This is a genomic window from Pseudomonas sp. GZJR-8 (assembly GCF_002916705.1).
In the GTDB taxonomy this organism is placed as follows: Bacteria; Pseudomonadota; Gammaproteobacteria; order Pseudomonadales; family Pseudomonadaceae; genus Aquipseudomonas; species Aquipseudomonas synxantha_A.
Genome location: NZ_JXSI01000009.1, coordinates 93,517 through 109,310 on the forward strand (window position 1 = coordinate 93,517; position 15,794 = coordinate 109,310).

Here is a 15,794-nt window from a genome sequence, read left to right on the forward strand (position 1 = left end):
ACTCATAGCCAACCTCCCAGTTGGCTGATACACCGCTATCGCAGGCAAGCCAGCTCCCACCTTAACCGAGTGATGACAGCAATCAGCTTGGCTTGGCTTCTGCCAACGCCTGCTGCGCCAGCTCTTTCTCCGCCTCCTTCAGATCTTCTTCGCTGATCATCTCGGCAATCGCCCGCAAACGCTCCACCACCCGCGCATTCACGGTGCCTTCCGGAAATTGCCCCTCGGCGTCCGGTTCACCGGCGTCCTCGCCCACCAACAGACTCAGCGCCTCATCGGCCTGGCGTACCGCATAGATGTGGAATTGCCCGGCGCGCACGGCCTGCAGCACCTTCTCGTCGAGCATCAACGTCGCGACGTTGGCCTGAGGGATGATCGCACCCTGCTCACCGGTCAGCCCGCGTGCTTCGCAAAGGCGGAAGAAACCTTCGATCTTCTCGTTGACCCCGCCCACCGCCTGCACTTCACCAAACTGGTTGATCGAGCCGGTGATGGCAAAGCACTGCTTGAGTGGCGTCTTCGACAAGGCCGAAATCAAGGTGCACGCCTCGCCCAGGGACGCACTGTCGCCGTCCACATAACCGTAGGACTGCTCCAGGGCGATACTTGCGGAGATCGCCAGCGGGAATTCCTGGGCATAACGGCTGCCTAGGTAACCGGTGAGGATCATCACGCCCTTGGAGTGAATCGGCTGGCCGAGGTTGACTTCACGCTCGATGTCGACAATGCCGCTGCCCCCTGGGTACACCGTGGCGGAAATCCGCGCCGGTACGCCGAATGCCGAGTCGCCGACCTCCAGCACCGTCAACCCGTTGCACTTGCCCACAGCGGCGCCGGCGGTGTCGATCAGGATGACGCCGGCAAGCATGTCGTCGAGAATCCGCGCCGACACGCGACCGGTGCGTGTGGCTTTGGCCTTGAGGGCGCGCTCGATATGCCCGGCATCGGTCATTTCGTCGCCGGCCAGGTGGCGAATGAAGTCCGCCTCGCTGACCAACTGGAACAGGTCGCCAATACGCGCCGACAAGCGGCCCTGATGTTCCGCCAGGCGTGCGCTGTAAGTCGCCAGGCGCGCGACCGCATCCGAGGTCAGCGGCGCCATGCCTTCTTCCGAAGTACGAGTTTTGAGCAACTGGGCGAACTGCTCCAGGCTCTCGTCGACCATCGGGATGTCTTCGTCGAAGTCCACCAGTACGCGGAACATCTCCTGGAAGTCCGGGTCGGCGTCTTGCAGCGCGTAATACAACTGGCGCGAGCCGATGATGATCACCTTCACCTGCAAGGGGATCATTTGCGGGTTGAGGGTCACGGTGGCCAGGCGGCCCAGTTCGCCCAGGGGCGACTCCATCTTCAGCTTGCGCGATTGCAGGGAACGCTTGAGGGCATCCCATACAAACGGCTCGCTGAGCATTTTTTCGGCTTCCAGAATCAAAAACCCGCCATTGGCGCGGTGCAAGGCGCCCGGACGCAACTGGCGATAGGTGGTGTAAAGCGCGCCCTGGTCGGTGCTGTATTCGATACGGCCGAACAGGTTGTCGTAGGTCGGGTGCGGTTCAAACACCACTGGCGCACCACCGTTGACCGGGTGACCCACCACCAGGCTCGGGCAGTACTGCTCTTCAAGCAGCTTGCGCGCCTGGGCGTCGGTCTTGGCGTCGTCCACCAGTTGCTCGACCACGGTTTTAAGCAGGTACACCTGCATCGCTTGCAGGTAGCCGCAAACGCCGGCGTTTTCCGCATACTTTTCCGACAACGGTGCCAGCAACGGCTGCAGGGCCAGGGTGATGGTTTCTTCGTTGAACTGGCGCAGCTGGTTGTTGGACTCGCGCTTCCACTGCGGCAGGCTGGCCAACTCTTCGTTGAGGCGCTCTTCCAGCTCGGAAATATCGTTATGGAAACGCTCGCGATCGGCTTCCGGCAATTGCGAAAACTCGGCTTCGTCCAGCGCCTTGCCGTCGAGCATCGGCGTAAAGGCGATGTTGGAGCTGTCGCGGTACAGCGCCACGTCTTTTTCCAGCGCCAAGCGTTCGATCACATCCAGCGCCTTGTCGTAGCGCTGGTTGAAGGCCCGGTCGATGGCGCTTTTGCGCTGTTGATAAGTGGGGTGTTCAAACACTGCCGGGAAGGTGGCCACCAGGTTGTCGACCAACCCGTTGATATCGGCGATAAACGCCGCGGCGCCGCCCCCCGGCAATTCCAGGGCGCGGGGCTCGCGTGGCTCATCGAAATTATTCACATAGACCCAGTCCGCCGGGGTCTGCAGGCGTTTGCCTTCGGCTTTGAGGTAGCGTTTGACGAACGAAAAGCGGCCGGTGCCGGGCTCGCCCATCACAAACACGTTGTAACCGGGGCGTGGCATGGCCACGCCGAACTGCAAGGCTTCAACCGCACGTTCCTGGCCAAGCACACCGCGAAAGGGCTCCAAATCATTGGTGGTCGAGAAGCTGAACTGTTCAGCGGAGAAAGGGCGAGTCAGCGCTTCGGGCGCTAGACGCAAGCTGGCAGCAACAGGATCAGGCATCGGGCTTCCTTACATCAGGCGGGGCAGATGGGGGCATTCTGGCTCCGGGTTGAGCGCTCTGGCAAGGCGCGCTTTCGGGAAAGCATAGCCACCGCACGCGTCCTACAAAAAAATCGCCCGGGACTTAATGTTTATAAAAAAACACGGAACCCTAGGAACGTGCCTAAACTCCAAACTGCGCGGGTTGGACTAATAACTGGCCCCTAGGGTGCTGAGAAGCACCTGAACCCTTGTCCATTGGTTTGCACACAAAGAGAACAAAGCTATGAAACGGATCCTTCTTGGTACTCTCTTCACCGTCGTCTCCCTCAATGCAATGGCAGAAGCACCAGGTGGCCCGAACTGCGGTTGGGGCAACATGTTGTTCGAAGGCCAGCGCGGTACTCCGGCTCACTTCCTCGCTTCCACCACCAACGGCACCTCGGGTAACGCCACCTTCGGCATGACCTCGGGCACCAATGGTTGCAGCACCAACAGCGCCCTGACCTACGGCGGCAAGTCCTGGATTGCCATGAATGGCATGATGAACGAGCTGTCCGAAGACATGGCCAAAGGCAACGGCGAAGCACTGACCACCTATGCCGTGGTACTGGGTGTTGCCCCGGAAGATCGCGATCACTTCGCGGCCGTGACCCACGAGCACTTCCAGCAGATCTTCAGCAAGGCTGACGTGACCGCTGACGACGTGCACAACAACACCATTGCTGTACTGAAAAGCGATGCCCGTCTGGCGAAATACGCTACCCAGGCTTAAGCTCGACCCGCCCGCGTCTTTCGAGGCGCGGGTTTTATTTTTTCGACCTGCCCCCCTTGGGTCTTTTTTTCAGTCCGACTTAAGTAGCCCCCATGCTCAAACGCCTCGCTTGCCTGGCTCTCTTCGCCTGCGCCCCGCTGCATGCGGCACCGCACCTCGACGATCAACGTTTGCAGCAACTGGCCAATGATCCGTTCTGGCTGTCGCTGGGGCATTACGAAGCCGGCAAGATCAGTGGCTGGCGCAGCTATGTCAGCGACAAGAAATTCTTCCTCGCCGCCGACGGCGCCCATCACCCGGACGCCGAACTCAAGGCCACCGTGCAAGCGCTGTATGCACCGGCCAGCCTGGGTGAGAAGCACGCCCAGTGTGTGTACCCCGCACGTACCCGCTGGCTCAAGGATCAGTTGCACCTGACTGACCTGCCCGCCCTGGACTGCAAAGAATTCACCCAATGGTTCAAGGACGTCGCCCCCCATAGCGCGGTGATGATCTTCCCCGCGGCCTATCTCAACAGCCCGTCGTCGATGTTCGGCCACACCCTGCTGCGCATCGACCAGGCCGACGTGCAAAGCAACAACACTGCGCTGCTCAGCTACGCGATCAACTTCGGCGCCTATATCGAAGGCTCCGACAACAGCATCCTGTATGCCTGGAAGGGCCTGATGGGCGGCTACCCCGGCCTGTTCGCCCTGGTGCCCTATCAGGAGAAACTCTCCGAATACCGCAGCCTGGAAAACCGCGACCTATGGGAATACCGCCTGAACCTCACCGAGGTCGAGACCAAGCGCATGGTCGAGCACGTGTGGGAGCTCAAGCAGATCCAGTTCGACTATTTCTTCTTCGACGAAAACTGCTCCTATCGCCTGCTGGAACTGCTGCAAGTGGCACGCCCCGGCCTGCGCCTGACCGAGCAATTCCCCCTCACTGCGATCCCTACCGACACGGTCAAGGCCGTCAAGGAAGCGGGCTTGGTGGAGAAGATCGACTACCGCCCCTCGCGTGAACGCGAACTGCTCGAACGCGCCAAGCCGCTGGACAGCGATGAGCAACAGTGGGTGTTGAAAGTCAGCGATGACCAGAAGCAACTGCAAGAGCCCGCATTCAAGGCCCTGCCTCGCGAGCGCCAGGCGCTGATCATCGACGCTGCCTACCGCCTTGGCCGCTACCGCGCCAACGGCCTGGAGCGTGACACCGCACGCTCCCAACGTAGCTTCGAACTGCTGCGGGCGATCAACCAGAACCCTGCGCCAGACCTCAAGATCACGCCGCCTGGTTTGCCGGAAAACGGCCACCAGTCACGCACCTGGCAAGCCGGCATCGGCACCCGTGGCGACAAAGCCTTTGGTGAATATGGCCTGCGCATGGCCTATCACGACCTTAACGACAACGCCGAAGGCTTCCCCCTCGGCGCCCAGATCGAAATCCTGCAAATGAAACTGCGCCAGTACGAAGGCAATCACTGGCAGTTGCAGCAACTGGACCTGGCCACCATCCGCTCGCTGACGCCGCGTAACGCGCTGCTGCAACCCTGGTCATGGCAAGTGACTGGCGGCCTGGAACGGGTACCGGGCAAGCACGACGACGAAACCCTGGTCGCCCACGTCAACGGCGGCGCCGGCGGCACCTGGCAACTGAGCGACGACATGCTCGGCTTCGCCCTTGGCACCGTGCGCGTGGAACACAACAACGATTTCAGCGAAGCCATCTCGCCCGCCGCCGGCTTCAACACCGGCGTGCTGTGGAAAAACCCACTGGGCAACCTGAGCCTGGAAGCCAAGGGGGATTTCTTTACCAATGGTGAAGTGCGGCGCAGCATCAGCCTCAACCAGCAGTGGGAACTGTCGCGCAACCTGGGCCTGCGCCTGAGTGCGCAGCGTGAATACAGCCACTTATCCACGCCCGTGAATGAAGTGATGCTTGAAGTGAAGTGGTACCACTACTGACATAGGCCTGGCGAAGATCAAAATGTGGGAGGGGGCTTGCTCCCGATGGCAGAGTGTCAGTCACCGAATACGAGGCTGAAACAACGCTATCGCGGGCAAGCCCGCTCCCACACTTGACCGCATGCTTTCAAAACCATCGCGTTGCCTGTCCAATAGGAGCTCTATCAACATGGCCGTTAATTGCACCACCCTCGAAGAAGTCCGCGAAAACATCGACCACCTTGACCAACAAATCGTCACCCTGCTCGCCGAGCGAGGCCACTACGTATCTCAAGCAGCGCGCTTCAAAAAAGATTCGGATAGCGTCAAGGCGCCGCAACGAGTTGAACAGGTGATCGCCAAGGTGCGGGGGTTGTCCGAGGTAGTAGGCGCTAACCCAGAGGTAACTGAGCAGGTGTATCGCGCGATGATTGCGGCGTTTATCCAGCAGGAGTTGGCTGAACATGCCGCTCTGACGGTCAACGAGGCCTTTTAACCCAACACATTTCTCACCGCCCTTTCACACCGCCCCCACAAATCACTGACTAGACTCCCCTTATCAGCCGTGAATCGGCCAGGGAGTACGCCATGTGGCGGTATGCGGTAATGCTGTGTGCAATGGTGTGTTTGTCAGGCTGCCAATCCACTCACCAAGAGTTGCTGGCCAAGGGTTATCCACCCGCCTTTGCCGATGGCTTTGACGACGGTTGCAGCAGCGGTCGCCAGGCCGCTGGGGTGATTACCGGGGAGTTTCGCAAGAACGTTCCACGCTATTTGAAAGACCGGCAATACGCCGAAGGCTGGGAAGACGGGTTTCGCCAGTGCAAAGCCATGCGTGAGAACGAAGAGCTGCGCGACTACCAGGAAAACCGCAACAACGACCGCGAGCGCGAGTGGCAGCAGGAAAAAGACCGCGATGCGGCCAAGGCGTATCGCTCGCAGTAGGTCGTTTGCAGACATCCATCGAAACTAAAGCACGGCAAACATGGCCCAAATGCCATAGAGGGAGAACACCATGAGCCGAGCTTTTGTAAATGAAGACAACGCCGCCGCCCAGGCCGACCAGCCGGTGGAGCGTCAGGTCAGCGAACAGCCCAACCGCCTGACCGCGCAAGGGTTGGCGCAGTTGCAAGCCAAGGTGGCGCAATTGCAGCTTGAGTACAGCGCCGAGTCCGCCAAGGGTGAGCAGGCCGATAAGCAGCGCCAGGCGGATCTTGAGCGGGACCTGCGTTACTTCAACCAGCGGGTGCAAAGCGCTCAGGTGGTCGCGCCGGCGACAGCCACCGACAAGGTGCAGATCGGCAGCTGGGTCACGTTCGCCAATGAGCAGGACGAGCAACAGCGCATTCAATTGGTGGGTGAGGATCAAGCCGACGCCAACGCCGGTTTGATCAACTGGGGCTCGCCTCTGGGCCGCGCCTTGTTGGGGGCCCAGGTGGGCGACGAGGTGCTGTGGAAGCGCCCCGTCGGCGATCAGTTGATCGAAGTGCTGAGCATCGAGCCCGAGGTTTAGACGATACCCTGGGCCAGCATCGCGTCAGCCACTTTAACGAAGCCTGCGATGTTGGCGCCCTTGACGTAGTTGACCCGGCCGCTTTCTTCACCGTAATGCACGCAGGCATGGTGGATCGACTGCATGATGTTGTGCAGTTTGCTGTCCACTTCCCCGGCGGTCCACAGCAGGCGCATGGCGTTCTGCGACATTTCCAGGCCACTCACCGCCACACCGCCGGCGTTGGACGCCTTGCCAGGCGCAAACAGGATGCCCGCGTCGATGAAGATATCCACAGCCTCCAGGGTGGTCGGCATGTTGGCGCCTTCGGCCACGCAGATGCAGCCGTTGCGCAACAGCGTGCGTGCGGCTTGGGCGTCGAGTTCGTTCTGGGTGGCGCATGGCAGCGCGATATCGCACGCCAGCTCCCAAGGGGTTTGGCCTTTGCGGAATTCCAGGCCGAAACGTTCAGCCAGTTCACTGATACGCCCGCGCTGTACATTTTTCAGCTCCAGCAGGGCCGACCATTGTTCTTCGGTCAAACCACTTTCGGCGTACAGGGTGCCTTCGGAGTCCGACAGGGAAACCACCTTGCCGCCCAGGTCCATGACCTTGCGCGCCGCGTATTGCGCCACGTTGCCGGAGCCGGACACCGCCACCCGCTTGCCTTCGACCCGCTGACCTTGGCGCTTGAGCATTTCCTCGGCGAAATACACACAGCCGAAACCAGTGGCTTCCGGACGAATCAGGCTGCCGCCATAAGTCATGCCTTTGCCGGTCAGCACTGAAGTGAATTGATTGCTCAGGCGCTTGTACTGGCCGAACAGAAAGCCGATTTCCCGTGCGCCCACACCGATATCGCCGGCCGGCACGTCGACGTCCGCACCGATGTGGCGGTACAACTCGCTCATGAACGCCTGGCAGAAGCGCATCACTTCGGCATCGCTCTTGCCCTTGGGGTCGAAGTCCGAGCCGCCTTTACCGCCGCCCATGGGCAGCGAGGTCAGGGAGTTTTTGAAGGTCTGCTCGAAGGCGAGGAATTTCAGCACGCCCAGGTTGACCGAAGGGTGAAAGCGCAAGCCACCTTTGTACGGGCCGATGGCGCTGTTCATCTGGATACGGAAACCGCGATTGACCTGAACCTTGCCGTGATCATCCACCCACGACACCCGGAAGCTGATGGCGCGTTCCGGTTCGCAAATGCGCTCCAGAATGCCCGAGGTCAGGTAGTGGGGGTTGGCTTCAAGAAAAGGCCACAGGCTGCGCAGGACTTCTTCCACGGCCTGGTGGAATTCCGGCTGGTCGGGGTCGCGTTTCTTGAGGCGGGCCAGGAAGGATTCGACGGATTCGATCATGAAAAGTCTCGGCAAATTGATTGTTGTTAAACAGAGAATGAGCCGGACTTTATCAATTCATTTCGCACCGTGACAGGGCAAAATGTCGCTTTTGTGAATTTAAATGGTGCACTGGATATAAATAATCAGGATTTTTGCCCTCTAACAGGGATTTCAACGCGAGATATGCACCAATAGTTAAACCGCTATCGCAGGCAAGCCAGCTCCCACATTGGACCGTGTCGTAGCAGAGGTACTCGATCTAATGTGGGAGCTGGCTTGCCTGCGATGAAGTCGCCTCGGTCCACCTGAACAGCGCCCCAAAAAAAACGGAGCCCGAAGGCTCCGCTTTTTTCAAACCAGCCCGAATCAGGCCAGTTTTTTGTGACGCACACGGTGCGGCTGGGCAGCTGCTTCGCCCAAGCGCTTTTTACGGTCTGCTTCGTACTCGGTGTAGTTACCTTCGAAGAACACCGCCTGGGAGTCATCTTCGTACGCCAGGATGTGGGTCGCGACGCGGTCAAGGAACCACCGATCGTGAGAGATCACAATGGCGGCGCCCGGGAAGTCCAGCAGGGCTTCTTCCAGGGAACGCAGGGTTTCAACGTCGAGGTCGTTGGACGGTTCGTCGAGCAGCAACACGTTGCCGCCCTCTTTCAAGGTCAGGGCCAGGTGCAAGCGACCACGCTCACCGCCGGACAGGTCCTTGACAAACTTCTGCTGATCGCCGCCCTTGAAGTTGAAACGGCCGACATAGGTGCGCGACGGGATTTCATAGTTGCCGATACGGATCTGGTCGGAGCCGTCGGAGATCTGCTGGAACACGGTCTTGCTGCCGTCGAGGTCGTCGCGGCTCTGGTCTACACAGGCCAGTTGCACGGTGTCGCCGATCTCGATGCTGCCGGAATCCGGAGTTTCCTTGCCCATCAACATGCGGAACAGCGTGGACTTACCCGCACCGTTACCACCAATGACGCCGACGATCGCGCCTTTTGGCATGGAGAACGACAGGTTGTCGATCAGCACGCGGTCGCCATAGCCCTTGGATACGTTCTTGAACTCGATGACCTTGTCACCCAGGCGCGGACCGGCCGGGATGTAGATCTCGTTGGTTTCGCTGCGCTTCTGGAATTCCTGCGACTGCATTTCTTCAAAGCGTTGCAGACGGGCCTTGGATTTGGACTGGCGGGCCTTGGCGCCTTTGCGCACCCACTCCAGCTCTTCCTTCATGGCTTTTTCGTGGGCCGATTGCTGCTTGGATTCGGCGGCCAGACGGTCGGACTTGGCTTCCAGCCAACCGGAGTAGTTGCCCTCGTAAGGGATACCGGCGCCGCGGTCGAGCTCGAGGATCCAGCCGGCAACGTTGTCCAGGAAGTACCGGTCGTGCGTGATCGCAACCACGGTGCCCGGGAAATCGTGCAGGAAGTGCTCCAGCCAGGCGACGGAATCGGCGTCCAGGTGGTTGGTCGGTTCGTCGAGCAGCAGCATATCGGGAGCCGACAGCAGCAGGCGGCACAGGGCCACACGACGTTTTTCACCACCAGACAGGTGCTCGACCTTGGCGTCCCACGCCGGCAGGCGCAGCGCATCGGCGGCGACTTCCAGTTGGCGCTCCAGGTTGTGACCGTCGCCAGCCTGCAGGATGGCTTCGAGCTTGGCCTGCTCGGCGGCCAGCTTGTCGAAGTCGGCATCCGGTTCGGCGTAGGCGGCATACACCTCGTCGAGGCGCGCTTGGGCGTCCTTGATCACGCTGACGGCCTCTTCAACCACTTCGCGCACGGTCTTGGTCGGATCCAGGATCGGCTCTTGCGGCAGGTAACCGATATTCAGGTCCGGCATCGGGCGGGCTTCGCCTTCGAACTCGGTGTCGACGCCGGCCATGATTTTCAGCAGCGTGGACTTACCCGAGCCGTTGAGGCCGAGCACGCCGATCTTGGCGCCTGGGAAGAAGGACAACGAAATGTTTTTCAGGATTTCCCGCTTCGGCGGAACAACTTTTCCCAGCCGATGCATGGTGAAGACGTATTGAGCCATGGTGAACCTAGCGTCAGTGACTGATGAATTAAGCGGGCGAAGCCCGTGCCAGGCCATGCGCCGCGCGGGCCTTTGACTATCATCAATGCCTGCGTGGGGAAAAAGCCTGAATGTCTGGGGCTGGAACGCCCCCGCGTAACCGGCAAAGCTACCTGAATGCGCTGGGGCAGTCCAGCCAGGCAGGACTGGCACTTTGCCACAACTCAAGGCATGCTAGCCGCCCTCCGGGCGTCCGGCTTATAGTGCACGTCGCGCGCCAGTCCAGCCAACCGCAGGATCACAGCTTGTCCAAAGTCACGCCGCCCACTCCCTTGCGCGCCGCTCATATTGCGCCGGGAGCGCCCCTGCACGGTACCTTGAAGGGCGCATTGGCGACGCTTGTGCTGATGTTGCTCGCGTTATTGTTCTGGCAACTGCTTGACCAGTTGCAGCAAAACCAGAAAAACCAGCAGCAATACACCATCGACTACAGTGCCGACCTGGCCGAGCAGATCAGCCAGAGCATGGCACTGAGCGCGCAGATCGCCCTGAACCTGCTGCCCATTGTCGAGCCGCCGCGCAATGCCGAACAGCAGCAGGCGTTGATGCGCACATTGCAGCGCTCGTTGCCGGACCTACGCAGCTTCGCCCTGCTCGCCCCCAACGGCGCACTGATCAGCGACACTGCCGAAGGCAGCCAAGACAGTGCCCTGCTCGAAGACCTGGTCAAGCGCAGTCACGCCCAGTCTTACTACCTGAGCAACGACAATGACGGCACGGTCATCTATCTGTTGCTGCACCAACCCAGCGGTGGCTCCAAGGTGTACTGGGCCTTGCGCCTGGCCCCCAATTACCTGGCCAACCTCACACGGCAGGACATTCAGGGCCGGCGCCCGATGTGGGCGATCGAGAACAGCCTGAACCATCGTGTGGTCAGCCGTGACAGCGGGATGCCGGCGCAGTGGTCCAGCGCCCTGACGCCGGAAGAATTGAACCACAGTGTGCTGGTCACGCCCTTGAGCAAAAGCGACTGGCAACTGCGCGGCCTGTTTGACCGCAGCGCGGTGCTGGAACAACTGCTGCCTGCCTTTATCGGCAAGTGCCTGCTGGGCCTGGCGTTTTCACTGGTCCCGGTGATCGTGCTGCTCAACATGCGCCGCCGCCAACGCCAGGTGCATGAAGGCCGGCGACGCTATCAGGACATCTTCGAAGGCACCGGCGTGGCCTTGTGCGTGCTTGACCTGTCCGGGCTCAAGGCGTTTTGCAACAAGACCCAGGTGCAAAGCCGCGAGCAGTTGCACGCCTGGTTGCAGGCCAACCCCGCCGAGCGCAAGCAACTGCTCAAGGAGTTGCGCGTCACCGAGGTCAACCAGATGGCCGTACGCCTGCTCAACGTCGCGTCCTGCGAGCAAGCCTGGGAGCGCCTGATCGATGATTGCCCGCGCAATGCCACGTCCATCGGCTATCAGGTGCTGGAAGCTGTACTGACCCGGCAAAAACAGCTGGAGCTGGAAATCCAGCTCAACGACGTGGCCGGCAACGAACAGTACCTGTGGCTGGTGATGCGTTTGCCGGAGCAGCAGGATGACGTCAAGGCCGTGATCCTCAGCATCAGCGACATCACCAGCCGCAAACTGATCGAGTTGTCGCTGGTGGAGCGCGAGAGCTTCTGGTCGGATGTGGTGCGCACGGTGCCCGATCACCTGTATGTGCAGGACGTGATCAGCCAACGCATGATTTTCAGCAACCATCATCTGGGCCACACCCTGGGCTACAACAAAACCGAACTGCAGCAAATGGGTGAGTACTTCTGGGAAATCCTGCTGCACCCCGAAGACGCCGAGCACTACCATGACTCGCGTGAGCAGCAACGCCAGGTCGGCTACACGACCCAGTTGCACTGCCAACTGCGCTTTCGCCACCGCAATAACCAGTGGCGCCGCTTCGATATTCGCGAACAGGCCCTGGCACGGGATACGTCCACGGTGGTCACTCGGATCATCGGTGTGGCCAAGGACATTACCGACCAGATCGAAGCCAGCGAATCCCTGCGTGACAGCGAACAGCGCTACCGCATGTTGGCTGAAAGCATCAGCGACGTGATCTGCTCTACCGACAGCCAACTGGCTCTGAATTACATCAGCCCATCGGTCAACACCGTGCTGGGCTATGACGTGGATTGGGTATTCAAGCATGGCTGGCAGTCGATCGTTGCCAACCCGCAACAGTTGACCGGCATTTATAGCCTGATGGAACAGGTCAGTCGCGCCCTCGGCAACCCCGAGGCGTTGAACACCTTGCGCGATGAAGTCCAGACCCAACTGTTCCTGTTCGACTGCCTGCGCGCCGACGGGCGCAAAGTACCGATCGAACTGCGCCTGGTGCTGGTGTGGGATGAACATGGCGCCTTTGAGGGCATCCTCGGCGTGGGCCGCGATATCAGCCAGCAACGCCGCGCCGAAAAAGACCTGCGCATGGCGGCCACGGTCTTCGAGCACTCCACCTCGGCGATCCTGATCACCGATCCGGCCGGCTATATCGTGCAAGCCAACGAGGCGTTCAGCCGGGTCAGCGGGTATGAAGTGGCGGACGTGCTCGACCAATTGCCGAACATGCTCACCGTCGACGAGCAGCAGGAAGCCCACCTGCGTTATGTGCTCAAGCAACTGCACCAGCACAGTACCTGGGAAGGCGAAGTGTGGCTCAAGCGCCGCAACGGCGAGCATTACCCGGCCTGGGTCGGCATTACGGCGGTGTTCGACGATGAAGGCGACCTGGCCAGCTATGTGTGCTTCTTCAGCGATATCAGCGAGCGCAAGGCCAGCGAACAGCGCATCCACCGCCTGGCCTACTACGACGCCCTGACCCACCTGCCCAACCGCACGCTGTTCCAGGACCGTCTGCACACGGCGTTGCAATCGGCAGAACGGCAGAAGTCGTGGGTGGTGTTGATGTTCCTCGACCTCGACCGCTTCAAGCCGATCAACGACTCCCTCGGCCACGCCGCCGGCGACCGTATGCTCAAGGAAATGGCGACGCGCCTGCTCGGTTGCGTGGCCGAAGACGACACCGTGGCGCGCATGGGCGGCGACGAGTTCACCCTGCTGTTGCAACCACGGGTCAGCCGCGAAATGGCGCTGAACCGCGCGATTCATGTGGCCGAGCAGATTCTGGCCAGCCTGGTGAAGCCATTCGTGCTCGAAGGCCGCGAGTTTTTCGTGACCGCCAGTATCGGCATCGCCCTCAGCCCCCAAGACGGCAACGAGCTGAGCCAACTGATGAAAAACGCGGATACGGCGATGTACCACGCCAAAGAACGCGGCAAGAACAACTTCCAGTTCTACCAGGCCGACATGAACGCCAGCGCCCTGGAGCGTCTGGAGTTGGAGAGCGACCTGCGCCACGCCCTGGACCAGAACGAATTCGTGCTGTATTACCAACCGCAATTCAGCGGCGACGGCAAACGCCTGACCGGTGCCGAGGCCCTGCTGCGCTGGCGCCACCCGCGTCGCGGGCTGGTGCCGCCGGGGGATTTCATTCCGGTATTGGAAGAACTCGGGCTGGTGGTGGACGTGGGCGATTGGGTGATCAGCGAAGCCTGTCGCCAACTCAAGACCTGGCACCAGAACAAGGTGCGGGTGCCCAAAGTCTCGGTAAACATCTCGGCGCGGCAGTTCTCCGACGGCCAGCTGGGCACGCGCATCGCCACCATCCTCAAGGACACTGGCCTGCCGCCAGCGTGCCTGGAGCTGGAACTGACCGAAAGTATCCTGATGCGCGAAGTCAACGAAGCGCTGCAAATCCTCGCCAGCTTGAAGAACCTGGGCCTGAGCATCGCGGTGGATGACTTTGGCACTGGCTATTCATCGCTCAACTACCTCAAGCAATTCCCCATCGACGTGTTGAAGATCGACCGCACCTTCGTCGATGGCCTGCCCTCCGGTGAGCAGGACGCACAGATCGCCCGGGCGATCATTGCCATGGCCCACAGCCTGAACCTGGCGGTGATCGCCGAAGGTGTGGAAACCCACGAGCAATTGGACTTTTTGCGCGAGCATGGCTGTGATGAGGTCCAGGGTTACCTGTTCGGGCGGCCGATGCCGGCGAATCGGTTCGAGGCGCAGTTCAGCAATGATGCTCTCTTCATGTTCGACTGAAGTGCTGCAGTGGAGCTTATGGCCTCATCGCAGGCAAGCCAGCTCCCACATTTGACTGTGTGAGCCCGATCAAGTGTGGGAGCTGGCTTGCCTGCGATGGGGCCAGTGCCGACACCGCCCATCCCCAGATGAGCCCCACTTGTCCGCGACATGATGTCCTTTCATATGCCATCTAAAACCCATTGGGTTAGAATGCCCTCCTTTTCTGCCCCCGATCCTTGAGGACCGCCATGTTCAGCCGTGATTTGACTATTGCCAAGTACGACGCCGATCTCTTCGCCGCCATGGAGCAAGAAGCCGTGCGCCAGGAAGAGCACATTGAGCTGATCGCTTCGGAAAACTACACCAGCCCTGCGGTGATGGAGGCTCAAGGTTCGGTTTTGACCAACAAGTACGCCGAAGGCTACCCGGGCAAGCGCTACTACGGTGGTTGCGAGTACGTCGACGTGGTTGAGCAGTTGGCCATCGACCGTGCCAAGGAGCTGTTCGGCGCCGATTACGCCAACGTCCAGCCACACGCCGGCTCCCAGGCCAACAGCGCCGTGTACCTGGCCCTGCTGCAAGGCGGCGACACCATCCTGGGCATGAGCCTGGCCCACGGCGGTCACCTGACCCACGGCGCCAGCGTTTCTTCCTCCGGCAAGCTGTACAACGCCGTCCAGTACGGTATCGATGCCAACGGCCTGATCGACTACGACGAAGTCGAGCGCCTGGCGGTCGAGCACAAGCCAAAAATGATCGTGGCTGGGTTCTCTGCCTACTCGCAGATCCTGGATTTCCCACGCTTCCGTGAAATCGCCGACAAGGTCGGTGCCTACCTGTTCGTCGACATGGCCCACGTGGCCGGTCTGGTGGCAGCGGGCGTGTACCCGAACCCGGTGCCTTACGCTGACGTGGTGACCACCACTACCCACAAGACCCTGCGCGGTCCACGTGGCGGCCTGATCCTGGCTCGCGCCAACGCCGAGATCGAGAAGAAGCTCAACTCCGCGGTATTCCCGGGCGCCCAGGGTGGCCCGCTGGAGCACGTGATTGCCGCCAAGGCGATCTGCTTCAAGGAAGCACTGCAGCCTGAGTTCAAGACCTACCAGCAACAAGTGGTGAAGAACGCCCAGGCCATGGCATCTGTGTTCATCGAGCGCGGTTTTGACGTGGTGTCCGGCGGTACTGAAAACCACCTGTTCCTGCTGTCGCTGATCAAACAGGACATTTCCGGTAAAGACGCTGACGCCGCCCTGGGCAAAGCCTTCATCACCGTGAACAAGAACTCCGTGCCGAACGACCCACGTTCGCCGTTCGTCACCTCCGGCCTGCGCTTCGGCACCCCGGCTGTGACCACCCGTGGCTTCAAGGAAGCAGAGTGCAAGGAACTGGCCGGCTGGATCTGCGACATCCTGGCTGACCTGAACAACGAAGCCGTGATCGACGCGGTACGTGAGAAGGTCAAGGCCATCTGCAAGAAGCTGCCGGTTTACGGCGCTTGATTGCAGTTGCTTGAATGAAAAGCCCGGCTCTTGAGCCGGGCTTTTTTATTTCAATTTGAAATGCATTCAATTGTGGGAGGGGGCTTGCTCCCGATAGCAGTGTGTCAGTCACTT

At 60.4% G+C, this 15,794-nt stretch carries 10 protein-coding genes; 7 read left to right on the plus strand and 3 right to left on the minus strand.

Features of this window, described 5'->3' with window-relative positions:
• Positions 1-82: 82 nt before the first annotated feature.
• Positions 83-2,521: a Lon protease family protein gene (locus TK42_RS18255; protein ID WP_032879413.1), complete on the minus strand. Its 2,439-nt coding sequence runs from the start codon at positions 2,519-2,521 to the stop codon at positions 83-85.
• Between the two features lie 265 nt (positions 2,522-2,786).
• On the opposite strand from TK42_RS18255, the gene TK42_RS18260 reads away from it, so the two are divergent.
• The 5 genes from TK42_RS18260 to TK42_RS18280 all read left to right on the plus strand — a co-directional run bounded on the left by TK42_RS18260 (position 2,787) and on the right by TK42_RS18280 (position 6,713).
• Positions 2,787-3,275, plus strand: coding sequence for a DUF3015 domain-containing protein (locus TK42_RS18260; protein WP_003194274.1), 489 nt, complete (start codon positions 2,787-2,789; stop codon positions 3,273-3,275).
• Between the two features lie 92 nt (positions 3,276-3,367).
• Complete coding sequence (locus TK42_RS18265; protein ID WP_103734817.1) at positions 3,368-5,221, plus strand: DUF4105 domain-containing protein; 1,854 nt, start codon at positions 3,368-3,370, stop codon at positions 5,219-5,221.
• 169 nt (positions 5,222-5,390) lie between these two features.
• Entirely contained in the window at positions 5,391-5,696 is a 306-nt protein-coding gene (locus TK42_RS18270) for a chorismate mutase (RefSeq protein ID WP_032879411.1), read from the plus strand.
• A 92-nt stretch (positions 5,697-5,788) separates the two neighbouring features.
• On the plus strand, positions 5,789-6,145 hold the full coding sequence (locus TK42_RS18275) for a hypothetical protein (protein WP_032879410.1): 357 nt from the start codon (positions 5,789-5,791) through the stop codon (positions 6,143-6,145).
• A 70-nt stretch (positions 6,146-6,215) separates the two neighbouring features.
• Positions 6,216-6,713, plus strand: a complete 498-nt coding sequence (locus TK42_RS18280) for a GreA/GreB family elongation factor (RefSeq protein WP_032879409.1) — start codon at positions 6,216-6,218, stop codon at positions 6,711-6,713.
• Here TK42_RS18280 and gdhA read toward each other — a convergent pair.
• Positions 6,710-8,047: an NADP-specific glutamate dehydrogenase gene (gene gdhA, locus TK42_RS18285; protein ID WP_103734818.1), complete on the minus strand. Its 1,338-nt coding sequence runs from the start codon at positions 8,045-8,047 to the stop codon at positions 6,710-6,712. The genes TK42_RS18280 and gdhA overlap by 4 nt on opposite strands.
• 348 nt (positions 8,048-8,395) lie before the next feature.
• On the minus strand, positions 8,396-10,060 hold the full coding sequence (gene ettA / locus TK42_RS18290; protein ID WP_005791601.1) for an energy-dependent translational throttle protein EttA: 1,665 nt from the start codon (positions 10,058-10,060) through the stop codon (positions 8,396-8,398).
• A gap of 284 nt (positions 10,061-10,344) precedes the next feature.
• Here ettA and TK42_RS18295 point away from each other — a divergent pair, with 284 nt between their 5' ends.
• Together TK42_RS18295 and glyA are read left to right on the plus strand one after the other, a co-directional pair.
• Entirely contained in the window at positions 10,345-14,196 is a 3,852-nt protein-coding gene (locus TK42_RS18295; protein ID WP_103734872.1) for an EAL domain-containing protein, read from the plus strand.
• A gap of 230 nt (positions 14,197-14,426) precedes the next feature.
• Complete coding sequence (glyA, locus tag TK42_RS18300) at positions 14,427-15,680, plus strand: serine hydroxymethyltransferase (RefSeq protein WP_078822372.1); 1,254 nt, start codon at positions 14,427-14,429, stop codon at positions 15,678-15,680.
• Positions 15,681-15,794: the final 114 nt, after the last annotated feature.